Source organism: Vibrio ichthyoenteri ATCC 700023 (assembly GCF_000222605.1).
Taxonomy (GTDB): domain Bacteria; phylum Pseudomonadota; class Gammaproteobacteria; order Enterobacterales; family Vibrionaceae; genus Vibrio; species Vibrio ichthyoenteri.
In genome coordinates, this window is the sequence record NZ_AFWF01000189.1 from 1 (window position 1) to 23,074 (window position 23,074).

The window sequence follows — 23,074 nt, forward strand, 5'->3', positions numbered from 1 at the left end:
CTGTTCTTACCCGAAAGTAAGAAGTAATTTTAAAGCTATTATCGTTCCAACAGAACGATAATGAATTGACTGTGCTCGATAACCGAAGTTATCAAATTGGTCACTCAGTTCATTGAACCCAATTTGTTTCCGAAGAAACAGTCTTTGCCTAAGCAAGGACTTATTGGATTGTCATCAACGAGTGCCCACACAGATTGATAGGTTTATATTGTTAAAGAGCTTTGCTTCAAGTCTTTCTCTCGAAGCGGACGGTCATTTTAGCGATATAACCTTTGGTGTCAAACACTTTTTTGGTTATTTCGTTGAAAGCTACTTGAGTGACTTTCACCGTCTTTGCTGTCAGCTAATAAGCTTGGTTTCCCGTGACAACGGATGCGAATTATAGGTAGTTCTAACCCGAACACAACCGTTTTTTCTATTACAGAAAACCGTTTGCACACTTTTCAATCAAAGCAGTTAAATATGCAGCAAAAAGGGGCAAATTAGCCCCTTCTTTAACCACCCATTCTGTGCTTTTTATTGATGAGCAATGATTTGATCGTTACTCACCAATAGTTTTACGGTTTTATCTGGGACAATTCGCCCCGATAGAATTGCTTTTGCCAACGGGTTTTCAACGCTTTGCTGAATTGCTCGCTTCAAAGGGCGTGCACCATATACTGGATCAAAACCAACCTGAGCAATCAAATCGAGCGCCTTCTCAGACACTTCCATATGATAGCCACGTTCTTCCATACGTTTGGCAAGACGTAATAGCTGGATCGCGGCAATCGACTTAATGTGCTCTTGACCAAGCGGATGAAAAACCACACTTTCATCAACACGGTTTAAAAACTCCGGTCTGAAATGCTTATTCACCACTTCCATCACTTCATGCTTAATACCTTGGTAATCGAGCGTATTAAAGTTTTCTTGAATACGAGCAGAACCCAAGTTTGAAGTCATAATAACGACGGTGTTACGAAAATCGACTGTTCGCCCTTGACCATCAGTCAATCGGCCATCATCCAGCACTTGTAATAAAATATTGAACACATCTGGATGTGCTTTTTCTACTTCATCTAATAGGATCACGGAATAAGGCTTACGACGTACCGCTTCGGTTAAGTATCCGCCTTCTTCATAACCCACATAGCCTGGAGGCGCACCAACCAATCGGGCAACAGAGTGCTTCTCCATAAACTCCGACATGTCGATTCGTACCATGGCATCTTCACTATCAAACATAAATGTCGCAAGTGTTTTACATAGCTCTGTCTTACCCACACCCGTAGGGCCTAAGAATAAGAAGGAACCAATCGGTTTATTCGGATCAGATAAGCCAGCTCGACTACGGCGAATCGCGTTTGAGACCACTTCAACCGCTTCTTTTTGTCCGATCACACGTTTGTGCAGTACTTGCTCCATACGTAATAGCTTTTCTTTTTCTGCCTCTAGCATTTTGGCCACCGGAATGCCGGTTTGCTTGGATAGTACATCTGCAATTTCGACGTCGGTGACCTTATTACGTAATAAGGTCATCTCTTGCATTTCGGCTTGTGTGGCTAGATCGAGTTGTTTCTCTAGCTCTGGGATTCGACCATATTGCAGTTCAGACATTCGGCTCAAGTCACCAGCTCGTCTTGCAAACTCCATATCCATACGAGCTTGCTCAAGTTCAGATTTGATGTGCTGGGTGCCTGATAACGCAGCCTTTTCTGCATTCCAGACTTCATCCAATTCAGCAAAGTCACGCTCTTTTTCTTGCAACTCATTGTTGAGCATCTCTAAACGTTTTTCACTCGCTTCATCATGCTCATTAATCAGTGCTTGTTGCTCTATTTTCAATTGAATGATTTTGCGCTCAAGCTTATCCAGTGATTCAGGTTTAGAGTCGATTTGCATACGGATACTCGACGCAGCCTCATCGATCAGGTCGATAGCTTTATCAGGTAACTGACGATCGGAAACATAACGATGAGATAGACTTGCTGCGGCAACAATCGCAGGGTCAGTGATCTCAACATGGTGATGCAATTCGTAACGTTCTTTTAAACCACGCAAAATTGCCACGGTGTCTTCAACACTTGGCTCATCCACAATCACTTTTTGAAAACGACGCTCAAGCGCTGGATCTTTTTCCATGTATTTACGGTATTCATCTAAGGTGGTGGCACCAACGCAATGCAATTCACCTCGTGCTAACGCAGGCTTTAGCATATTACCTGCGTCCATTGAACCTTCACCTTTGCCTGCGCCAACCATGGTATGAATTTCATCGATGAATAGAATGACGTTACCTTCTTCTTTAGACAATTCATTCAGTACCGACTTCAATCGCTCTTCGAATTCACCACGATATTTAGCCCCAGCAACCAGCGCGCCCATATCTAAGGATAATACTCGGCGACCACGCAGTCCTTCTGGCACTTCATTATTGATAATACGTTGAGCAAGACCTTCGACAATCGCCGTTTTACCCACTCCAGGCTCACCAATGATCACCGGGTTGTTTTTCGTGCGTCGCTGCAAGACTTGGATGGTGCGGCGAATTTCGTCATCGCGGCCGATAACCGGGTCAAGTTTACCCTGCTCTGCTCGCTCGGTTAAATCAACGGTGAACTTTTCCAGAGCTTGGCGTAGCTCTTCAGCATTTGGGTCATTAACCTTTTGACCACCTCTGACCTTATCGATCGCCTCAGTCAAATTCTGCTCGGTTAAACCACTGTCTTTGAGTAACGCGCCTAACGGACCGCGATCGTCTAAAGCTGCCAGTAAGAATATTTCTGAAGAGATGTAGGTGTCTTGGCGTTTTTGCGCCACTTTATCGCAAAGATTGAATAATGTGCCCATACCACCAGAAAGTTGCACATCACCACCAATACCGCTCACTTTCGGCAAACGGTCGAGCATTTCACTCAACTTAGAACGCAATTGAGTGATATCTACATTTAGCATGGTCAACAATGGGCGAATTGGACTGCCGTTTTGATCCATCAGCGCCACCATTAAGTGCACTGGTTCTATATACTGGTGGTCACGGCCTAACGCCAAAGACTGCGCATCAGAAATAGCGATTTGGAACTTGCTAGTAAATCTGTCGAGACGCATATCAACCTTCCTAAACTCTATCGAAATAATCTAATAATCAATATGAAAGATGGCTACGCAACGGGGAATTTTCAAGGGGCGAAAAACGAAAAAGGCTGACGTGAAGTCAGCCTTTCAAATAAACATAGCGCTTGAGGCTATTCGATCCAGATGAAACTGGCTAAACGCCCAGTAACACCATCGCGGCGATAAGAATAAAATCGCTCAGGATCAGAATAAGTACAAAGTCCACTTGCAAACACCTGCGTTACACCAAGGGCATTTAAACGCTGTGTTGCCAGTAATTCCATGTTAGCCCACCATTTGCCAACCTGACCTGTCGGTCTGAATGCATCAATCGCTTGAGAATCCGCATCACAAAAAGCTTGTAATACATCTTCTCCAACTTCAAAGGCTGTCGCGCCTATCGCTGGCCCAAGCCAAGCGATTACATTGCCACGGTTCAAGTCTGCATCAAACGTCATTAGAGCGTTTTCAACAATCCCATCAGCCAAACCACGCCATCCCGCATGAACGGCAGCGACTTGTGTGCCTTGAGTGTTGGTCAGCAATACCGGTAAGCAATCTGCGGTCATCGCAGAAAGCACCACGCCCGATTGCGATGTAACCAGCCCATCAGCATCAAGTGTTTGCTTGGTTGGTTGGTTAACCTGAGCCACAACTGTTGAATGGGTTTGGTTCAACCAAACTGGCGCAGAAGGCATTTTCGCCATCTGTGCCAATTGTTGGCGATTTCTAAGTACGGTATCGAGATCATCCCCTACGTGGCTACCAAGATTCAAACCTTGATATACCCCGGTTGAAAAACCATCCAATCGTGTTGAAGCAATCGCCTTAACATTTTTAGGAGCCTTCCAGTTAGGAATAATCAGCGACATATTAGTACTCTTCTTCTAAACCATGCTCTTGCGCATCTTGACGCAACGCTTCAGTTAGAATCACCATGTCTTCTGGCACTGGCGCATGGAACTCAAGTTCTTCACCCGTAATTGGATGTTCAAACTTCAACATCACAGCATGCAGTGCTTGGCGATCAAATTGACGGATCATATCCGTCAATTCTTGGTTTGCGCCTGAAGGAATACGTGCACGGCCACCGTAAGCAGTATCACCAAGTAGCGGATACTGCAGGTAAGACATGTGTACACGGATTTGGTGCGTACGACCGGTTTCTAGGCGTAGACGAATACGCGTATGTTCACGGAAGTGTTCCGCAACACGGTAGTGAGTTGCAGCAGCTTTACCCATTGGGCTTACCGCCATCAACGTGCGCTTAGTAGAGTGACGGCCAATTGGCTGTTCAATCTTACCACCCGCCGTCATACGACCGATCGCAATCGCTTCATACTCACGCGTAATATTACGTTTTTGCAGTTCACGCACTAAACGAGTTTGTGCAGGTACTGTTTTCGCCACAACCATCAAACCGGTGGTGTCTTTATCCAAACGGTGAACAATTCCCACACGTGGCACTTCCGCGATATCAGGGTAGTGATGCAGCAGCGCATTCAGCACTGTGCCATCAGGGGTCCCTGCACCTGGGTGTACCACAAAACCGCGCGGCTTGTTCATTACGATAATGTCATCATCTTCGTAGACGATATCCAAAGGAATATCTTGCGCTTCCCAGCGCTCTTCATCTTCAAGTTCCGCTTGCAGGATGATGACTTCACCGCCCATCACTCGAGTACGTGGTTTGGTAATAACCTTACCATCCACTTGTACTTTACCCGCTAAAAGCCATTCTTTTAGACGAGAACGAGAGAAGTCGGCAAAAATTTCGGCGATTGCCTGATCAAGTCGTTGACCTAATTGGCTATCTTTTACTGTATTAGTTAATTCAATCTGCTGAGCCATATCGAACTTTTTCAAAAACTGTGAGACTAATTGTCTACAGTGTGGAAGAATATTGATCCATTGTATCTGCTACCGACATAAAAGTAACGGAAGCGACAAAATTATTTACTTCAAGGAATAGAATCCTGACATGAAACAGCATACTTTATCTGGATTATTGGCATTAACATTACTCGTAGGCTGTACTAGCAGCGAAGAGATTGTTCCAGATGTTCCACCTTCAGAACTGTACTCTGAAGCTCAGGTATTACTGCAAGATGGTAGCTGGAGAACAGCTATTGAAAAACTCGAAGCCTTAGACTCTCGTTATCCTTTTGGTGCCTATTCAGAGCAAGTGCAACTCGACCTTATCTACGCATATTATAAAAATGACGATCTCGCGCTGGGCCTTGCGACGATTGAGCGTTTCATTCGCTTAAACCCAACTCACGAAAAATTGGACTGGGTGCTCTATATGCGCGGTTTAACGCACATGGCGCAAGATCGTAACTTTATGCACGATGCGTTCAATATCGACCGTAGCGATCGCGATCCTGAACCAGTTAAAGCGGCATTTGCCGATTTCAAAAAGTTATTGGACCGTTATCCAGCCAGTCCTTATGCTGAAGATTCGCAAAAGCGCATGTACTCATTAAAAAACCGTCTGGCTGAATACGATCTTGCGACCGCAGACTTTTATCTACGTCGTGAAGCTTGGATTGCCGCGATTAACCGCTGCCAAGAGCTACAAAAAACCTATCCAGATACGGAAGCTGCACGTAAATCTTTAGAAATTCAACTGGCAGCTTACGAAGAACTCGGCCTTGAAGATGCAGCAAGCCGCACTCGCGAGTTAATGAGCCTAAATCCGTTGTAACGACCGAATCATTGATAAAAAAAGCCGCTTAGCATTAAGCGGCTTTTTTATACCCATTAGCGCTGATCAATTAAGCGACCTCATCGATGAACTCCCAATGCCATCGAATAATGTAAGGTTCTACACTCCAAGACTTGTTTAGATTGCATTCGCGACTACCTTTAAGATAGATAGTCATTAAAGGTGAGCGAATGATTCGAGCCTTATTAATCACATTGTTACTGATCATGCTCCCTTGCCAAGCTTCGGCTCTCGCTTTAGCGCCACTAACCAAAGATCCGCACACCGGCGATCTAGCGGCATTGGAAAAAAAAGGCGTCATTCGCGTATTAGTCTCAGCGGATCTTGGTTTCTATTATATAGAAGCTGGCCAACCCAAAGGCATCTTAGCCGAATTGCTCTATCATTTTGAAAAACAGCTCAAACAACGTTCTTCCTATTTAAATCTACAAGTCATTCCGGTGAACCGTGACGAACTAATTCCTTCACTAGAAAAAGGTTACGGTGATCTCGTGGTGGCAAACCTAACCATCACTGATAAACGTGAGCAGGAAATCGAGTTTAGTCGTCCGGTATTGAACGATGTACAGGAGTGGCTAATTACGTCAAAACAAACACCGCAGTATTACCAACTCTCGCAGTTAAGCGGTAAGGATATCTGGGTCAGGCCGAGTTCCAGTTACTATGAGAGCTTACAAACTCTTAATCAGCGTTTACATCAACTCGGTAAACCTCTAGTAGACATTCATTTCCTCGAGGAAACGCTGCAAGATATTGAAATTATAGAACTGGTTAATCAAGGTCATATCGGCGCAACGGTATTAGACAGCCATAAAAGTGAACTATGGCTTAAAGTGATGGACAACATTCACGCACACAAAAAAGTGCCTTTACGTCGCAACGGGAAAATTGCGTGGGCACTGCGTAAAAATAGCCCACAACTCAAAAACCTGGTCGATAACTATTTAGATGAATATCGCTCTGGCACCTTACTTGGCAATGTAATTTACGGAAAGTACCTTGATAACACTCGTTGGCTAAAAAAAATCCTCGACCCCAAACACATTAGCCACCTAGAGTCACTCTCCAAACTGTTTGATCACTACTCTAACCAATATGATTTTGATCCACTGATGATTTCAGCCCAAAGCTATCAAGAATCTGGGCTCGATCAGAGTAAGGTTTCTCATCAAGGTGCGGTGGGCATAATGCAAGTGTTGCCCAGCACCGCAAGCGATCCCAACGTCAATATTCCCAATATTTATAAACTCGAAAATAACATCCACGCCGGGGTGAAATATATGCGTTTTCTGAAAGATCGCTACTTTGACGATGATGACATAACTCCAGACAATCAGGTCTACTTCTCTCTTGCTGCCTACAATGCAGGCCCAGGAAACATTCGTAAAATGCGTCGTCTAGCGAAACAACATGGCTATGACCCGAACGTGTGGTTTAAAAACGTTGAGATAATCGCGCGCAGAAATATTGGCAGAGAGCCGGTACATTACGTCTCCAACATTAATCGCTATTTCATCATCTATAAACAATTAGCATCATTAAAGAAAAGTCGTGATGAGAGCGAAAGTGAACAGCTCAACCCATTATTGTTCCCAATCGAAATGGGATCGCCATAATAACATCTGATGACAAGCAGAGGATGAGACGAATGGAGAGACTAGATCACCGTCGGTATCGCAAATTTCGCGTTGGAGATCACAAATAATAGCTGAGTAAGGATTGAGCAGAAGATTTATTTGGGCCGTACTTATTCACTAAAAAGCGAATGATTTTTAGCAAGGTACTTCTACCAATCTATAGCGTTTTTTGACTTTCTCAAGCACTTTCGTTCAAACGACTAAGGACAATTTGAGTTAGATCACAATTGACTCCGACTGAAAAAAACCCTCCAAAAAAAGTGATCTACATCACATTCCTTTAAGCCTAAATCGTTAATCTGGAGTTAACCCATGAGGGATGACACAGAGGAAAACATTTATGAAAGTAAACATCACCGGTAAAAACATCGACATCACCTCTGCAATCCGCGATCATATTGAGAGCAAATTTAAGAAACTTGAAAAATGGCAAGTAGACATTATCGGCTGCCAAGCAAGTTTCAGTGAAGAACCAGGTAAGCAGAAAAAGTTTGAAGCTGTTATCACAGTACCAAAAGGAAAACTTGTTGCTTCTGCCATTCATGAAGATTTATACGCTGCCGTTAATGAGGTAGAACAAAAACTAGAACGCCAGCTGAATAAACTGCGCCATAAGCCTGAAGCCCGTCGAACTGACAAGCCAGAGCTGGAAGAAGAAGTAGAATAAGTTAACGATTGAAGAGAGATAGCGCCGAAAGGCGCTATTTTTTTGCTTGACGCTGAAAACTCGCTTGCTTATTGTGTTTATGAATTCATAAAGAGATTATTTTTATGCCACTGACTCATCTGTTCTTTTTTGACTTGTTTTTTCTCCGATAATTTTGGAGGCAGACTCGTTTTCGAAAGATAAGTCAAAAACGAACAGAAAGCCTCCCACTTGGGAGGTTTTTTTATGTAAGGAAATTAGGATGACTGAACAACAATACTCGCTCGATGAAATTCGAATTCGACTCAATGAGCTAGACGACAATCTACTGCAATTACTCTCTGAACGTCGCAAGATGAGTATTGAAGTGGCAAAAAGCAAAGTTCAGACATCAAAGCCTGTGCGTGATGCCGAGCGTGAGCAACAACTACTGGTTAAGCTGATCAATAATGGCCAAGATAAATACAGTCTTGATGCCCAATATATTACTAAGCTATTCCACACCATTATCGAAGATTCGGTGTTACTACAACAATCTTATCTACAGAATCTTGCTAACCCTGAAATCAGTCGTAAGCCTCTTGCTCGTGTGGCATTTTTAGGTGCCAAAGGGTCTTACTCTCACTTAGCAAGCCGTGAATTTTTCAGCCGAAAAAATACCGAGCTTATCGAATTAAATTGTGAAGGTTTTCGAGAGGTCGCCAATACGGTGGAATCAGGTCATGCTGATTATGGTGTCTTGCCTATTGAAAACACTAGCTCAGGCTCAATCAACGAAGTTTATGATTTGCTTCAACATACAACGCTCTACATTGTCGGAGAGTTAACACTACCGATCGAGCATTGTTTGGTTGCCACCAGCGATATTCGCCTAGAAAATCTTGCAACTTTATATTCACACCCTCAACCCCATCAACAATGCAGCGAATTTCTCAGCCGCCTTAAGGGGATTGAACTAAAAACCTGCGCCAGCACTGCCGATGCAATGCAAAAAGTACGAGAACTCAATCGTAGTGATGTTGCCGCTATTGGCAATGCATCCTCAGGTAAAATTTATGGGTTGCAACCGATTCAAGGCAACATCGCCAATCAAACCGAAAACCATACCCGCTTTATTGTCGTAGCCCGTAAGCCGGTAGAAGTTTCACCGCAGATCCCAGCAAAAACCACGCTAATTATGTCGACCTCTCAAGAAGCCGGTTCTTTGGTGGCCACTCTGCTTGTACTTCAGCGTTATGGCATCAACATGACAAAACTAGAATCTCGTCCAATCATGGGTAACCCATGGGAAGAGATGTTTTATGTCGATGTAGAAGCCCATTTAGATTCTGAGAATGTTCAAAGCGCCATCATTGAACTGACGAAAATTACCAAACATTTAAAAGTGCTTGGCTGTTATCCAAGTGAAAATATTAAACCTACTCAAGTGAAATTGAGCTAAATAAAGTCTTACAGTTCAAAAAAACACCAACAAGTGGCTGACACACTCAGTAAATATTACTAGCATCCTTGACCTGTTTTGAGCTTGCTGCTGTGTGTCGGTCACTGACTCTTATCAAAGCTCGGCGTTATCCATACACCAAGGATCAGGTAACCCGCGATGAGTTTGACGAGAACACACCTCTTACTGATACTCTGCACTTTTATGGCTCCTCCCGCCATGTCGGCGCAAAACACTCTGAATCTCTTTATGTGGGAAGATACCCTCTCCCCAGAAGTCATTGTTCAATGGCAAAAACAATCAGCAAGCACGCTTAAATTTACGCATTTTGACAATGATGATGAACGCAATGTTTTGATGAGCCATAGTGAACGGCTGCCTTTTGACATTATTGTGCTCGATAATGTGTCAGCACAGATTTATGGCCAACTAGGTCGACTAGAAAACCTCTCTCACCTTGAAAATCGTGACAATCAGACTCCCCAATGGCAACAAGCATGTGGAGATTACGCGATGCCATACTTTTGGGGTGTCGTCGGTATTGTTTACCGCAAAGATAAAGTCCCCACTCCCCCAAAAACCTGGCAGGCGTTTATTGAACCACCAGCAGAGCTTTCTGGTCACATCGGCATGATTAACGACACGGTTGAAACATTTTTGCCCGTATTAAGTAGCCTTGGAATAGTCCCCGAAACTGAGAACTCACAGCTATTACAGCAAAGTTTCACTAAAATGACCGCATTCAGCCAACACGTTCTTACTTACGAATATGTGCTGAGCTTTGTGCGTAGCAATACCGACGCAGAGCAACTCTATATGGCTCTCGCGTACAGTGGTGATGAGCACTCACTCAATCGCTATCAAGACCAAGCACAATGGGCATTCACTTTACCTCAAGGAACGCCCTATATTTGGGTTGATTGCATCGCAGTGAATAAAACCTCAAATAACAAACAGCTCGCCATGGCGTTTTTAGACTACTTGTCAGATCCCACTATCGCTGCAAAAAATGCAACGGACGTCAAAGCTGCAACGACGAATCGAAGTGCTCTAAAACTACTGCCTCAATGGTATTTAAATGATGCATCATTAGCGCCTCAAGAAGCATGGATCGAGCAAGGGCAAATTGATACCCCACTCTCGGCTGCAAATATTAGCCTCAGGGCCAAGGTTATCAATCGCATATTGAAACATCATGAAACTCAACACTAGAGTCTTATTGTTAGTCGCACCCGTCGTATTACTTAGTGCTGCCATTTCAAGCTACGGTATTTACCACAATCAAAAAGACGCATTAATCAAACGAGAAACCAGCTATTTGCAACTCACGATGGAGAAGCTAGCGGGTCACTTTAGGCAATCTTTCGCTCTGATAAATAGCTACTCTCAAACACTAAGCAAGAATGAAATGGTTCGCCGCTACTTGCATCAACAAGATAACCCATTCAAAGAAATGGAGTTATTAACCGATATGCAAAGAATCATCTCAACCTTGCATTCCATTTCAAAAGACACCATTGGTGTCGCTATTCTCGATAACCAGCAAAAAACTCAATTTTTTGTTGATAATCAAAACGATCCATTTAAGACCATAGACAGCAAAGCGCTGCAGTATGTTGAACAGACTTACTCCCTCTCAGGGGAACAATCACACGTTGGCTTTAGTAAAAACGACCAAGGACAAAATATTCTCATCAGCTACAACGTGCTTGATCCCCGCACCATGGAAGCACCGCTTAGCTACAACAAAGAAGAAGTTTATTTTTTGGTGGTTTATCTGACTTTAAGCCAATTTGATCAACTGACACATCTGATTGAGTTCGACAACGATAGCTCGTTATTTTTTTCCGACCTCCCAGTTAAAAAAAGTGGCTTAACCCAATCAGTCGAATTGAAATCGAACCTTTTTGCCACCCTTGACCCAGCCCAATACTTACTGAGTGATAAACTTAGGGCAATCGAAAACAAACTGCTCATAGCTTATCTAGCGTCTTCACTAGCAACCGTACTCATCCTACTATTACTGCTGTACCGTCATGTCACGCGGCCAATCGCAGAATTAGAAAAACAATTGCTTGAAGTTGAACAAGGCCAACGCCACAACATTGAAAAACGCGACAACGATGATGAACTAGGCCGGCTCTCTGCACGCTTCTATGATATGTATCAAGAGCTTAATTCTAGCTATCAGAAAACCAAAGCGTTGGCTGAAAATGACCACCTGACGGGACTGGCTAATCGCTACCAATTTCAAACCTTCATTGAGAAAAAGCTGGCCGATCCTGCTCGCTATCACCGCGCGTGGATTTTGTATATTGACCTCGACAATTTCAAATACGTGAATGACAAATACGGTCACAACATTGGTGATAACTTATTAATTAATTTTGCCAATCACGTACAAACCATTTGTTGTGAATGGCAAGAAAAGCATCCGATTACTTGCTTAGCTTCGCGATTATCCGGAGATGAGTTCGCCATTTTTATTGCCTCATCTCAGCAAGATATTTATGCCGAATCTTTAGCTCAAGCCATTTTGGAACCCTTACTGATCAGTGGTCGTTCACCACTGGGCAACTTTCCCATTACCGCCAGTATTGGTATTGCGGCTTACCCAAATGACGGTGATAACTTTGCCAACTTACTGTCTAATGCTGATACGGCGATGTATCAAGCTAAACGAGCGGGGAAAAATCAGCTCTCGTATTACTCTAAAGCTCTCGATAAATCAGTACGCCGTCGAACGCAAGTGGAGAGAGCGCTGCGCAGTGGCGAGTTTAATAAAGAGTTTTCACTACAATATCAGCCCTACTACAACCGAGTAGGCGATCAAGTGGTTGGCGTAGAAGCACTGTTGCGCTGGCACTCGCCAAAACTGGGGAAGGTCAATCCGGCAGAATTTATCCCAATCTCGGAGCAAACGGGGATTTTTGGGCATATCGATCGTTGGGTAATCGAACAAGCCTTTAGAGATTTTGTCGCTATTCAATCGATGTTCGCTCATGATATTCAGCTATCGATCAATCTTTCTTCTGCAGAGCTCGATTCCAACCAGCTCGCTCGTTATATTGAAGCGATGGCAAAACACTATCAAGTAAAGCCCTCACTGGTTGACTTTGAAATCACCGAAACGTTTGCCACTGACTCACAAAGCTATTCTTTACTGCATGAACTCTCCACCATGGGGTTCAAACTGGCAATAGATGATTTTGGTTCTGGCTATACATCTATCACTCAGCTTGTAGAATACCCAGTACAGAAAATTAAACTGGATCGAGAATTCTTAGCTACGTTGATTAAAACCGACAACCGCAAAGTGGTAAAACCCTTAGTTGAGCTGTGTCACTCACAATCAATGATCGTCACCGCAGAGGGCATTGAATCTGAAGAGATGCACAACTGGCTGGCCGATAATAACTGTGATTATATGCAAGGTTACTATTTGTCGGCGCCGGTAGAACTCAGTCAGCTAAAAGATCTCGTCGCCACACAAAAGGCTAAGGTACATGACTACCCAGACCGTTATCGTCGCTTCGCTTAATCCGGCGAAAATTAGCGCTGTAGAAAGCGCTTTTCATTGCGTTTTTCCACAGCACACTTTCACATTTATTGGTGTCAATGTGCCCAGCGAGGTGGCAGATCAGCCAATCAGTAATCAGGAAACTTATCAAGGGGCACGCAATCGCGTCACTAATGCAAAATTAACGCGAGCAAACGGAGATTTTTACGTAGGCTTAGAGGCGGGAATTGAAGATGGCGTCACTTTTGCTTGGATGGTCATTGAATCAGCCACGCAGCGTGGCGAATCACGCTCAGCCAGTATGATGCTGCCGCCAGCGGTTGCTGATCGCCTCTCTCAAGAAGTGGAACTCGGCACGGTTATGGATGAGGTGTTTGGTACCACCAATATCAAACAAAAAGGCGGCGCAATTGGTGTCTTAACACAACATCAACTCACGCGTAGTTCGGTTTATCATCAAGCATTGATCATGGCATTAATTCCCTTTACTAATCCTCAGCATTACCCTGCTAATGTATAATCTCAGTATCGTGAAATGAAAAAGATGCCCTTTGGCACCTTTTTTATTTGCTGGTCAGCAAATCTGCTATCGCTTGTTTTTCTTGATCACTCTTTGATTTTAATTCATTAGACCCACGAGTGATGGTCGCAACACCAACACCAAGCATTTGGCTAATTTGGCGCTGTGAAAGATCGCCTTTGAGTAATTCACGGAAAATATTCACGCGAGCCACCAATGCCTCTCTTTCATCTGGCGTCAGCAACATGGTCAATAACATTTCATGTTGGCCGGTATCACTGCTGTGTTTCACCAAATCAAGGATTTGTTGCCACTCTTTATACTCGGGTTGTAATGACATGATTTACCGCTCGCTTAATACTTAGTGTTCACTTCATTTGAATGGAGGAAGGTGCCGTCTTTATCTAACAGATCACGATAGTAGGTTTCGAACATTAAAATATTCTGCACATAGCCTCGAGTCTCATTAAATGGGATCGCTTCAATAAACGCATAAGCATCTAATTTTTCTTGCGTTCGTCCACGCCAAGTTTTCACTCTTCCAGGTCCTGCATTATACGCAGCAAATGCGAAAATTCGATTGTTATCGTACTGATCAAGCAGGCTCTGCAGATAACGACTACCAATTTCGATATTCTTACCTACTTGGTATAAATCCGCTACGTCGGTGTAAGCCAAGTCGTATTTACGTGCAGTATACTTTGCGGTGGCTGGCATGATTTGCATTACGCCTCGTGCTCCAACAGGCGATTTAGCTTCAATATCCATGGCACTTTCTTGTCGCGCCAAAGACATCAACGTGACGGGATCAATATTGTGCTTTTCACCATAGAAATTAAACCACCATCGATGCGCCAATGGGAAACGCAATTCTAGATTTCCCCACATCTTAGCTTTGATCGTCGCGGTCACCGTGAGGTGATGCCAACGTTTTTTAGCAGCGTAGGCCGCTAACATTGCTTTTTGCTCTGACGTTGCTCGCTCAAGGAGATGTCGCCACTCACTCTTGGCTGCTGCGATTTTATCTCGAGCGATTAATTCATCAATACGCAATAAGGTGGTATCAAAAGGTTTAACCACCGAGCGTTGCAACGCCACTGTATTGGTTGGAAAAACCACCTCGCGGTTAAGTTGCTCCGCAGCCGCGACACTATAGAAATTACGTTCACCAAGTATGCCTTCTAAGCGCTGAAGTCCTTGCTCTTGGTTGCCCGTTGCCATTTCAGAACGCGCCAGCCAATATTGCCAACGCAGGTTGTTGGCTTGCTCACCTGGTAATATCTCTATCCAGTTGGCAACCCCAGGCCAATCCGCCTCTTGAATCGCCAAACGAATGCGGCGCTCTATGAGCTTAATGCTTGTTGAGGTCGCCATCTGTTTATCACGCCATGCAAGTAACTTGGCAGAATCGGTGCTATTCACTAAACGCAAAGCAATATAATCCGCAAGTTCTTGCGCTTGAACGGACGTGAGCTTTTGCCCATCAACCACACTGGCCCAAGCTTGCTGAGCTTTCCCTACATTTTTTCGAGCCAATTTTTGCAACGCCATTTCACTCTGCTGACGATAAAACTCGTTCGCAGGCTGTTTTTTCGCAAAACTCGCAACCTTTTCTGGCTGATTGAATAAGCCGATCATTTGCTTAGCTTGTTGCTGCGCCTGCGGCGATTTTAATTCTTTCGCGAGATATTTTAGTAAGCTGCCATTACGCGCTTCAAATGCTAACAACATACGATTCAGCACTTGCTCATCATTGCGCAATCCGGCTTTTTCCCATGCGGAGAACAGTGGGTCACAAGCATCAGAAACGCTGCGCCCACTCAACCACAAATCTTCTGCGCCTTTAAAAGCAAGTTGAGTGTTGCCCGTTTGATACTGTGCATTGTAGTAATGACATTGATACTGCTCACCACGCGGTAAATGAGGTTGAAAATCAATCAATGTTTGCCATTGCTGTTTACGCGCCAACAAATCTATGTAGGGAGCGCGAATTCGACTCGAAAATGGAAAACTCTCATGCTGTTGAATAAATTGCTCGACCTGCTGAGGTGATTGATCGTGCAAGGTCGCTAAAATCGTGCGGTAGTCAACGTACGGAGTCAGCGGATAGCTGGCAATCTTTGCTCGCATCGCTTGATATTGATCGACCTGTTTATTATCAAGTAATTGCTGTGCTTGATCATAAAGATCTCGTTGCTGCTCTAATTGGCTAGGGCTTGCTGCCACTCCATTTGCGCTGTATATCAAGGTTGATGCCACAATCAACGATGAAGGAAGGCGATACAACGTCTTTAGAAATTTTACTGTCATGTTTTCTCGTCCTGATGAGAAACGATATATTGAAATGCTATTAGGACTATTCTACTAAGTTCTGTAAAGCATATAGGTGTAAACAAAAATTATTTCACCTAAGTGTGACACATTTAATGAATAGAGCATCAGTATTTGGTAAATACTACTCGTGTTTCATTTCCTGAATCCAATGAACATCATAGGTAACAAAGCAAGATAGGTTGGTGTAAAATAGCGCTTTATGTGTAAAGCAATTTAGGAACGATCGGCAATGGCTGAATACGTATATACCATGTCGCGGGTGAGCAAGATTGTGCCACCGAAGCGTCAAATTCTAAAAGACATTTCTCTAAGCTTCTTCCCTGGTGCAAAAATCGGTGTTCTAGGCCTAAACGGTGCGGGTAAATCTACCTTGCTACGTATCATGGCTGGCATCGATACCGACATCGATGGTGAAGCTCGCCCTCAACCAGGTCTAAACGTTGGCTACCTGCCGCAAGAACCGGTACTTGATGAATCAAAAACCGTTCGCGAAATCGTAGAAGAAGCGGTAGGTGATGTAGCAGGAGCGCTAACTCGCCTTGATGCTGTCTACGCCGCTTACGCTGAACCAGATGCTGATTTCGATGCACTTGCAAAAGAGCAAGGTGAGCTAGAAGCGCTAATTCAAGCAAAAGATGGTCACAATCTTGAAAACGCGCTTGAGCGTGCAGCTAATGCACTGCGTCTTCCTGAATGGGATGCCAAGATTGCGAACCTATCAGGTGGTGAGCGTCGCCGCGTGGCAATTTGTCGTCTTCTACTTGAGAAGCCAGACATGCTACTTCTCGACGAACCAACCAACCACTTGGATGCGGAATCTGTTGCTTGGCTTGAACGCTTCCTCGTAGATTACACCGGTACCGTTGTGGCTATCACGCACGACCGCTACTTCCTAGATAACGCCGCTGGCTGGATTCTAGAACTTGACCGTGGTGAAGGTATTCCATGGCAAGGTAACTACACTTCATGGCTAGAGCAAAAAGATGCTCGTCTACAACAAGAGTCATCTCAAGAAAGCGCTCGTCAAAAAACCATCGAGAAGGAACTTGAATGGGTACGTAAGAACCCGAAAGGCCGCCAAGCGAAATCTAAAGCTCGTATGGCTCGCTTTGAAGAACTGCAAAGCAGCGATCACCAGAAACGTAATGAAACCAACGAACTGTTCATCCCGCCAGGTGAGCGTCTAGGTGATAAAGTTCTTGAAGTGAACAACCTAACCAAATCGTTTGATGGTCGAGTACTGATTGATGACTTGTCATTCAGTATGCCAAAAGGCGCGATCGTGGGTATCGTCGGTGCCAACGGTGCCGGTAAATCAACCCTGTTCAAGATGCTAAGTGGCACAGAACAACCAGATTCAGGTACGATTGAACTGGGTGAAACAGTAAAATTGGCGTCGGTTGATCAGTTCCGTGACAGCATGGACGACAAGAAAACGGTTTTCCAAGAAATCTCGGAAGGCGCTGATATTCTTAAGATCAACAACTTTGAAATTCCTGCGCGAGCTTACTGCTCTCGTTTTAACTTCAAAGGCTCTGATCAACAAAAAATCATCGGCGAGCTATCTGGCGGTGAGCGTAACCGTGTTCACCTAGCCAAACTGCTTAAAGCGGGTGGCAACGTACTGCTTCTCGATGAACCTACCAACGACCTAGACGTTGAAACATTGCGTGCTCTTGAAGAAGCTCTACTTGAGTTCCCAGGCTGTGCCATGGTTATCTCGCACGACCGTTGGTTCCTTGACCGTATCGCAACGCACATCATCGATTACCGTGATGAAGGCCAAGTTAACTTCTACGGAGGTAACTACACGGAGTACATGGACTGGTTGAAGAAAACCTTGGGTCCTGAAGCGGCTGAACCACACCGCATCAAGTACAAGCGTATCGCGAAATAAGCATTTTTTGAGCCCACTCACTGGGTTAACTGATGGGTTTCCCCAAAAGCCAGCTCAGTTAAGCCGCTTGAATTTTGTTCAAAGGCCGCTATCATAGCGGCCTTTATTGTATACGGTTAAAATGATGTTTCATCAAAATCGAGCCTGATCACTAAGTTTGGATATTTCCACCGAGCTAGAATATTTAATCTGTTAAGCTATAAAAAACAGATGAGAGAGCTCAGTATGATAGAACGTCGTCGATTTTCACGCATCGTATACCAAGCACTAGCGGTCGTGACTCAAGGTCAAAACCAAGTAGAGTCTATTGTAAAAGACCTATCGCTACATGGATTGTTATTGGCTTGCCCAGATCACACATCGTTAGACTCATTAACCCCTATCTCTGTACAGTTTCAGTTAACCGATAGTGATATCACTATCCAACTTCAAGGAAAGATTGTTGGCGTTGTTCAAAATCTCATTCGAGTCACGATTGAGCATATTGATATTGAAAGCATTGGCCATATTAAACGCATGGTCGAACTGAATGTAGGAGATGATGAATTACTTCATCGTGAAATAGAGCACTTGTCCGATTTAGGTCAGTACTCCTAATAAAGTTGTATGTCGAATAAAATTATTATTACCATCCCTACTGGTAAAGAGGTACAACACTTCTCTATCGGTAGAAAATCGTTGCTCGCTTCTCTAGCGGCTATATTTGCCGTATTTGGCGGTGTTGCTGGTTACATATCGTTAAAACAGCAGCATATTGAAACGCTAGCCGCACAACTGCAGCAAAGTAAGAGCGACAACGCGACCTTAGATCAGCTTTATGCTGAGCAAATTGATGCCGCACACACCCTTTCTCAAGAACTAGAAGAAAAACGTAATCAACTGCATGTGTTAGGCAAGCGAGTCTACGATGTTGAATCTGTATTGGGCTTAGCACGTGAAGATGAGTTAGACGAAGCCAACATCGAAGATCGCTTAGATGCCGCCGCTGTTGATTCAGCAGTGCGAGCAACGATGTTCCGCATGATTCCTAATGAATCACCTCTCGATTACCAACGCATTTCATCATCCTATGGTCGCCGTACCAATCCAATATCAGGGAAACGCCACACCCATACCGGTATTGATTTAACCTGCAAAATGGGCACGCCGATTATCGCGCCAGCTGATGGCGTCATCGAAACCGTAAGACCGAGCAACAAAGGTTATGGCAATTATCTGACTTTACGTCATTCGTTTGGTTTTATGACCTCTTATGCGCACCTGAAAAACTTCAAAGTCAAAAGTGGTCAGTTTGTATCGAAAGGAGATGTGATTGCTAACTGTGGTAATTCGGGGAACTCCACCGGGCCACACTTGCACTATGAAACACGCTTTTTAGGCCGCTCAATTAATCCCAAAAACACCATGGATTGGACACCTGATAACTTTAATTCTCTGTTTGAAAAAGAGAAAAGCATAAAGTGGGCGCCATTGGTTAAATTGATTGATGATAATGTGCGCTTGCAAGTCAACCTGACTAACAACCCACCAAGTACGCTTGCGGTGGAGACTGTGAGCAATTAAATCCATCTGGATAGACTCACTCGAAACCAAAAAAGCAGCCATCGGCTGCTTTTTTATTTGATTTCATCAATGATTAACCACGATGAATCGAATCATTGGCTTGTTTGAGCAAATTTTGGCTTTCATGCATAAACTGCTGAGAGTAATCACCAAACCAGTCACTCACTTTATCAAAACTCTCAATAAAGGCCTGCTTATCTCGCCCATCCAAAATCTCTAATGCTTCACCAAAACAGCGGTGGAAACGTTTGATCATTTCAATATTCTCTTCAGAAGAAAATATAATGTCACCGTAGAGATTTGGATCTTGGCCAAACAGACGACCAACCATCGCCAACTCTAAACGATAGATCGGAGAGCTGAGCTGCAAGAGCTTATCGATATTGGGATTTTCACGGCTCAAATGTAGGCCATAGGCAAACGAAGTAAAGTGGCGCAATGCTTGGATAAGCGTCATGCCATGATCATGCTCATTGGCATCAATCTGGCACAAACTCGCCCCCCAAATAGCAAACTGCTTGAGTAGCCATTGGTAGTGCTCTTCACCGCGGCCATCACAGTAAACAATAACCTGCTTTGCAAGACTTGGTACATCAGGGCCAAACATCGGATGCAAGCCAACAACCGGTCCACGGTGCGCATTCAACATAGCATTAAGTGGCTTACTCTTAATTGAAGTAAGATCGCACAAAATACAGTCATCTGGCAGTTGCGCTAGCTTTTCAATCACACCTTCAGTGAGATGGATCGGCACGGTCACAACAACTAAGCCTGCCCCATCAAGAATTTCGTCGGCTCGATGCCAGTCTTGACTACCGAGAACTTTGACTTGGTAGCCAGACAAAGTAAACATTCTGCCGAACAGACCACCTAATTGACCTTTACCACCAACGATCACCACTGAGCGTAACTCTGGGTTTAAACACTTAAAGCCAGAATCTTTTTCACTGGCGTAAGATTCACGCATAGTGCGGCGAAGAATATCTTCAATCAATTGTGGGGGTACGCCAATTTTATCAGCTTCCGCACGGCGTGAGGCTAACATTGCAGCTTCACGGTCAGGGGCGTAAATGGGCAAACCATGTTCGCTCTTTACTTCACCCACTTTTTCTACCAGCGCCAAGCGCTCGGCAAGTAAATTTAATATTTGCTTGTCGACTGCATCTATCTGATCTCGCAGTGCATTTAACTGTTCAGCCATGAATGTCCCTATTGCTCAATTAGCCTTTTAAGCGATCTTGTAAAAACGGCACCAACTCACTGTGGGCGTGTTTTAATAGTGCCTCAGTTGCTGACCAATTGATACACGCATCCGTGATCGAAACGCCATACTCCATCTCATTTAATGGTAAATCTGAAGACTGGCTGCCTTCGTTGATATGGCTTTCAATCATTACACCAATAATCGATTGATTACCTTCACGAATTTGGTGAATCACATCTTCAGCCACTAGCGGCTGACGGCGGTAATCTTTACGTGAATTGGCATGGCTACAATCGACCATTAATGATGCATCCAAACCCATTTTTGCCATATCTTGCTCACACTCGGTGACTGACACAGAATCGTAATTGGTTTGTTTACCGCCACGTAAAATAACATGACCGTTTGGGTTGCCTTGAGTGGTCAGCAGTGCAACCTGGCCTTCTCGATTGATGCCCATAAAACGGTGACTCGACGAGGCCGCTTGCATGGCATTAATCGCTGTAGAAAGACTGCCGTCGGTACCATTTTTAAAGCCAATCGGCATTGATAGGCCACTGGCCATTTCACGGTGAGTTTGCGATTCAGTGGTACGCGCGCCGATCGCGGCCCAGCTAAAGGTATCTGATAAGTATTGCGGGCTGATCGGATCAAGCGCCTCTGTCGCAAGAGGAATTTCCATTTCCGCTAATTCAACCAATAACTCTCGCCCAAGGTGCAAACCGTGTTCAATGTCAAAGCTACCATCCAAGTGAGGATCGTTAATTAATCCTTTCCAACCAACCGTTGTACGTGGCTTTTCAAAATAAACGCGCATAACGATATACAGTTGATCACTCAACTCTTCTGACAAAGCTTTGAGGCGACGAGCATAATCTTTAGCGGCCTCAATATCGTGAATTGAGCAAGGCCCACAAACCACCAGCAAACGGTGATCTTTTTTATGGATAATATCAGCAACCGTTTGACGTGATTGTTGAATAAAGCGACGGGCATTATCGCTCAAAGGCAATTTTGCTTTCAGTGCCTCTGGGGTAATCAGCACCTGCTCATCAATAATATTAACGTTACTCAATTCACTCTTTTGCATAACCACTACCTGTATATTTATATTTACACCCTCAAAATCCATTTCATTGAGAGTTAACACTGAGTATAAAATAACAACCCACACGAAGATTTCAACCGTAAATATAAATAAACATCAAGTGTAAACTTAATCTTACATATTTGTTTTTGCCTATCTAGCGCGCCTTTTATTGCCTGGTGAGTATTATCAACCGAACTTCTTGATTAAAATATACAATCATTAAAATGGAAAACAGGCTTTAGGATATGGATCTCATCCTATCATTGCTACAACAAATGTGTGTCTACTTAATGCTTGCTTACATGCTGAGTAAAACACCCATTTTTTTACCGCTACTCAACATCTCTAATCGCCTAAGCCATAAAGTCAGCATTTACATTCTGTTCTCTCTCTTTTGCATTCTTGGCACCTATTTTGGCCTACAAATCAACGATGCTATCGCCAATACACGAGCGATTGGCGCGGTCATGGGCGGGCTTTTTGGCGGTCCTGTAGTGGGCTTTTTTGTTGGTCTAACCGGAGGATTGCATCGCTATACCCTTGGTGGATTTACCGATCTTGCCTGCGCAATTTCCACCACTGCGGAAGGTTTAATTGGCGGCCTTGCACATACTTATCTGTTGCGACGAGGTAAAGGTGTACTGCTTTTTAGTCCGAGTATCGTTTTCGCCATTACTTTATTTGCCGAATTGGTTCAGATGGCAATCTTGTTGATGGTAGCAAAGCCGTTCGATCAGGCCTATGTTCTGGTATCCGCTATTGCCGCCCCTATGATCATTGCTAATTCGATTGGTGCCGCACTGTTCATGAGCATTTTGCAGGACCGGAAAACCATTTTTGAGGAGTACTCTGCCACCTTTTCGCGCCGTGCTCTAAATATCGCCGAACGCTCTGTGGGTATTTTGGCTTCTGGTTTTACCGCCGACAACGCAGAAAAAATTGCCCGCATCGTTTACGAAGAAACCAAAGTAGGCGCAGTCTCGATAACCGACAACAACAAGATTCTCGCCTTTGTGGGGATAGGAGCCAATCACCATAGACCACAAACACCAATCTCATCGCAAAGTACCTTAGATGCCATTGAACAAAACGACATCATCTATCTTGATGGTAAAGAAAGACCTTATCAATGCTCACTTTCAGCGGAATGTAAGTTGGGTTCAGCATTAATTATCCCATTACGAGCTGGCGATAAGGTGATTGGTACCATTAAGCTCTATGAGCCGAAACGTAAGCTATTTTCCACCATCAATATGGCGATGGCGGAGGGTATTGCGCAATTACTCTCAAGCCAAATTCTCTATGGTGATTACCAACAAAAGCAATCATTACTGGCCCAAGCAGAGATCAAATTGCTGCACGCGCAAGTGAATCCCCACTTTTTGTTTAATGCCCTTC

Annotated in this window: 18 protein-coding genes and 1 other annotated feature; of the genes, 11 read left to right on the forward strand and 7 right to left on the reverse strand. The window is 44.1% G+C overall.

Annotation, left to right across the window (positions count from 1 at the left end; genetic code table 11):
- Positions 1–516 precede the first annotated feature (516 nt).
- The 3 genes from clpB to rluD all read right to left on the reverse strand — a co-directional run bounded on the left by clpB (position 517) and on the right by rluD (position 4,947).
- Entirely contained in the window at positions 517–3,090 is a 2,574-nt protein-coding gene (clpB, locus tag RH85_RS13310) for an ATP-dependent chaperone ClpB (RefSeq protein ID WP_006713076.1), read from the reverse strand.
- Positions 3,091–3,227: 137 nt separating this feature from the next.
- The gene (gene pgeF / locus RH85_RS13315) at positions 3,228–3,968 is read right to left on the reverse strand and encodes a peptidoglycan editing factor PgeF (protein WP_006713078.1); all 741 of its coding nucleotides are present in this window, start codon (positions 3,966–3,968) and stop codon (positions 3,228–3,230) included.
- A gap of 1 nt (position 3,969) precedes the next feature.
- On the reverse strand, positions 3,970–4,947 hold the full coding sequence (gene rluD, locus RH85_RS13320) for a 23S rRNA pseudouridine(1911/1915/1917) synthase RluD (protein ID WP_006713080.1): 978 nt from the start codon (positions 4,945–4,947) through the stop codon (positions 3,970–3,972).
- 130 nt (positions 4,948–5,077) lie between these two features.
- Between rluD and RH85_RS13325 the strand changes: the two genes are divergently transcribed.
- The 7 genes from RH85_RS13325 to yjjX all read left to right on the forward strand — a co-directional run bounded on the left by RH85_RS13325 (position 5,078) and on the right by yjjX (position 13,588).
- Positions 5,078–5,803, forward strand: coding sequence for an outer membrane protein assembly factor BamD (locus RH85_RS13325; protein WP_006713083.1), 726 nt, complete (start codon positions 5,078–5,080; stop codon positions 5,801–5,803).
- A 191-nt stretch (positions 5,804–5,994) separates the two neighbouring features.
- The gene (locus RH85_RS13330; protein WP_006713085.1) at positions 5,995–7,440 is read left to right on the forward strand and encodes an MltF family protein; all 1,446 of its coding nucleotides are present in this window, start codon (positions 5,995–5,997) and stop codon (positions 7,438–7,440) included.
- A gap of 361 nt (positions 7,441–7,801) precedes the next feature.
- Complete coding sequence (hpf, locus tag RH85_RS13335; protein ID WP_006713086.1) at positions 7,802–8,128, forward strand: ribosome hibernation-promoting factor, HPF/YfiA family; 327 nt, start codon at positions 7,802–7,804, stop codon at positions 8,126–8,128.
- Positions 8,129–8,234: 106 nt separating this feature from the next.
- Positions 8,235–8,355, forward strand: a sequence feature (Phe leader region).
- A 14-nt stretch (positions 8,356–8,369) separates the two neighbouring features.
- Positions 8,370–9,548 (forward strand): prephenate dehydratase, encoded by a 1,179-nt coding sequence (gene pheA / locus RH85_RS13340; protein ID WP_006713088.1) that lies wholly within the window; start codon positions 8,370–8,372, stop codon positions 9,546–9,548.
- A gap of 219 nt (positions 9,549–9,767) precedes the next feature.
- Positions 9,768–10,760, forward strand: a complete 993-nt coding sequence (locus RH85_RS13345) for a polyamine ABC transporter substrate-binding protein (RefSeq protein ID WP_006713090.1) — start codon at positions 9,768–9,770, stop codon at positions 10,758–10,760.
- Positions 10,744–13,089: a putative bifunctional diguanylate cyclase/phosphodiesterase gene (locus RH85_RS13350; protein WP_006713097.1), complete on the forward strand. Its 2,346-nt coding sequence runs from the start codon at positions 10,744–10,746 to the stop codon at positions 13,087–13,089. The genes RH85_RS13345 and RH85_RS13350 overlap by 17 nt, the downstream gene beginning before the upstream one ends.
- Entirely contained in the window at positions 13,055–13,588 is a 534-nt protein-coding gene (gene yjjX, locus RH85_RS13355) for an inosine/xanthosine triphosphatase (protein WP_006713099.1), read from the forward strand. Before RH85_RS13350 ends, yjjX begins: the two co-directional genes overlap by 35 nt.
- A gap of 43 nt (positions 13,589–13,631) precedes the next feature.
- Here yjjX and trpR read toward each other — a convergent pair whose 3' ends face one another.
- Together trpR and sltY are read right to left on the reverse strand one after the other, a co-directional pair.
- Entirely contained in the window at positions 13,632–13,928 is a 297-nt protein-coding gene (gene trpR / locus RH85_RS13360) for a trp operon repressor (RefSeq protein WP_006713101.1), read from the reverse strand.
- Between the two features lie 14 nt (positions 13,929–13,942).
- The gene (gene sltY / locus RH85_RS13365) at positions 13,943–15,898 is read right to left on the reverse strand and encodes a murein transglycosylase (RefSeq protein WP_006713103.1); all 1,956 of its coding nucleotides are present in this window, start codon (positions 15,896–15,898) and stop codon (positions 13,943–13,945) included.
- Positions 15,899–16,151: 253 nt separating this feature from the next.
- Between sltY and ettA the strand changes: the two genes are divergently transcribed.
- From ettA to RH85_RS13380, 3 genes are all read left to right on the forward strand, one after another.
- Positions 16,152–17,819: an energy-dependent translational throttle protein EttA gene (gene ettA, locus RH85_RS13370; RefSeq protein ID WP_006713104.1), complete on the forward strand. Its 1,668-nt coding sequence runs from the start codon at positions 16,152–16,154 to the stop codon at positions 17,817–17,819.
- Positions 17,820–18,044: 225 nt separating this feature from the next.
- Positions 18,045–18,416: a PilZ domain-containing protein gene (locus tag RH85_RS13375; protein WP_006713106.1), complete on the forward strand. Its 372-nt coding sequence runs from the start codon at positions 18,045–18,047 to the stop codon at positions 18,414–18,416.
- 9 nt (positions 18,417–18,425) lie between these two features.
- Positions 18,426–19,382, forward strand: coding sequence for a M23 family metallopeptidase (locus RH85_RS13380; RefSeq protein ID WP_006713108.1), 957 nt, complete (start codon positions 18,426–18,428; stop codon positions 19,380–19,382).
- Positions 19,383–19,455: 73 nt separating this feature from the next.
- On the opposite strand, the gene tyrA is transcribed toward RH85_RS13380, so the two are convergent.
- The gene (gene tyrA / locus RH85_RS13385) at positions 19,456–20,583 is read right to left on the reverse strand and encodes a bifunctional chorismate mutase/prephenate dehydrogenase (RefSeq protein WP_006713110.1); all 1,128 of its coding nucleotides are present in this window, start codon (positions 20,581–20,583) and stop codon (positions 19,456–19,458) included.
- Between the two features lie 19 nt (positions 20,584–20,602).
- Entirely contained in the window at positions 20,603–21,676 is a 1,074-nt protein-coding gene (locus tag RH85_RS13390) for a 3-deoxy-7-phosphoheptulonate synthase (protein ID WP_006713112.1), read from the reverse strand.
- 245 nt (positions 21,677–21,921) lie between these two features.
- Here RH85_RS13390 and RH85_RS13395 point away from each other — a divergent pair.
- The coding region (locus tag RH85_RS13395; RefSeq protein WP_006713114.1) for a sensor histidine kinase at positions 21,922–23,074 on the forward strand (1,153 nt) is incomplete at its 3' end.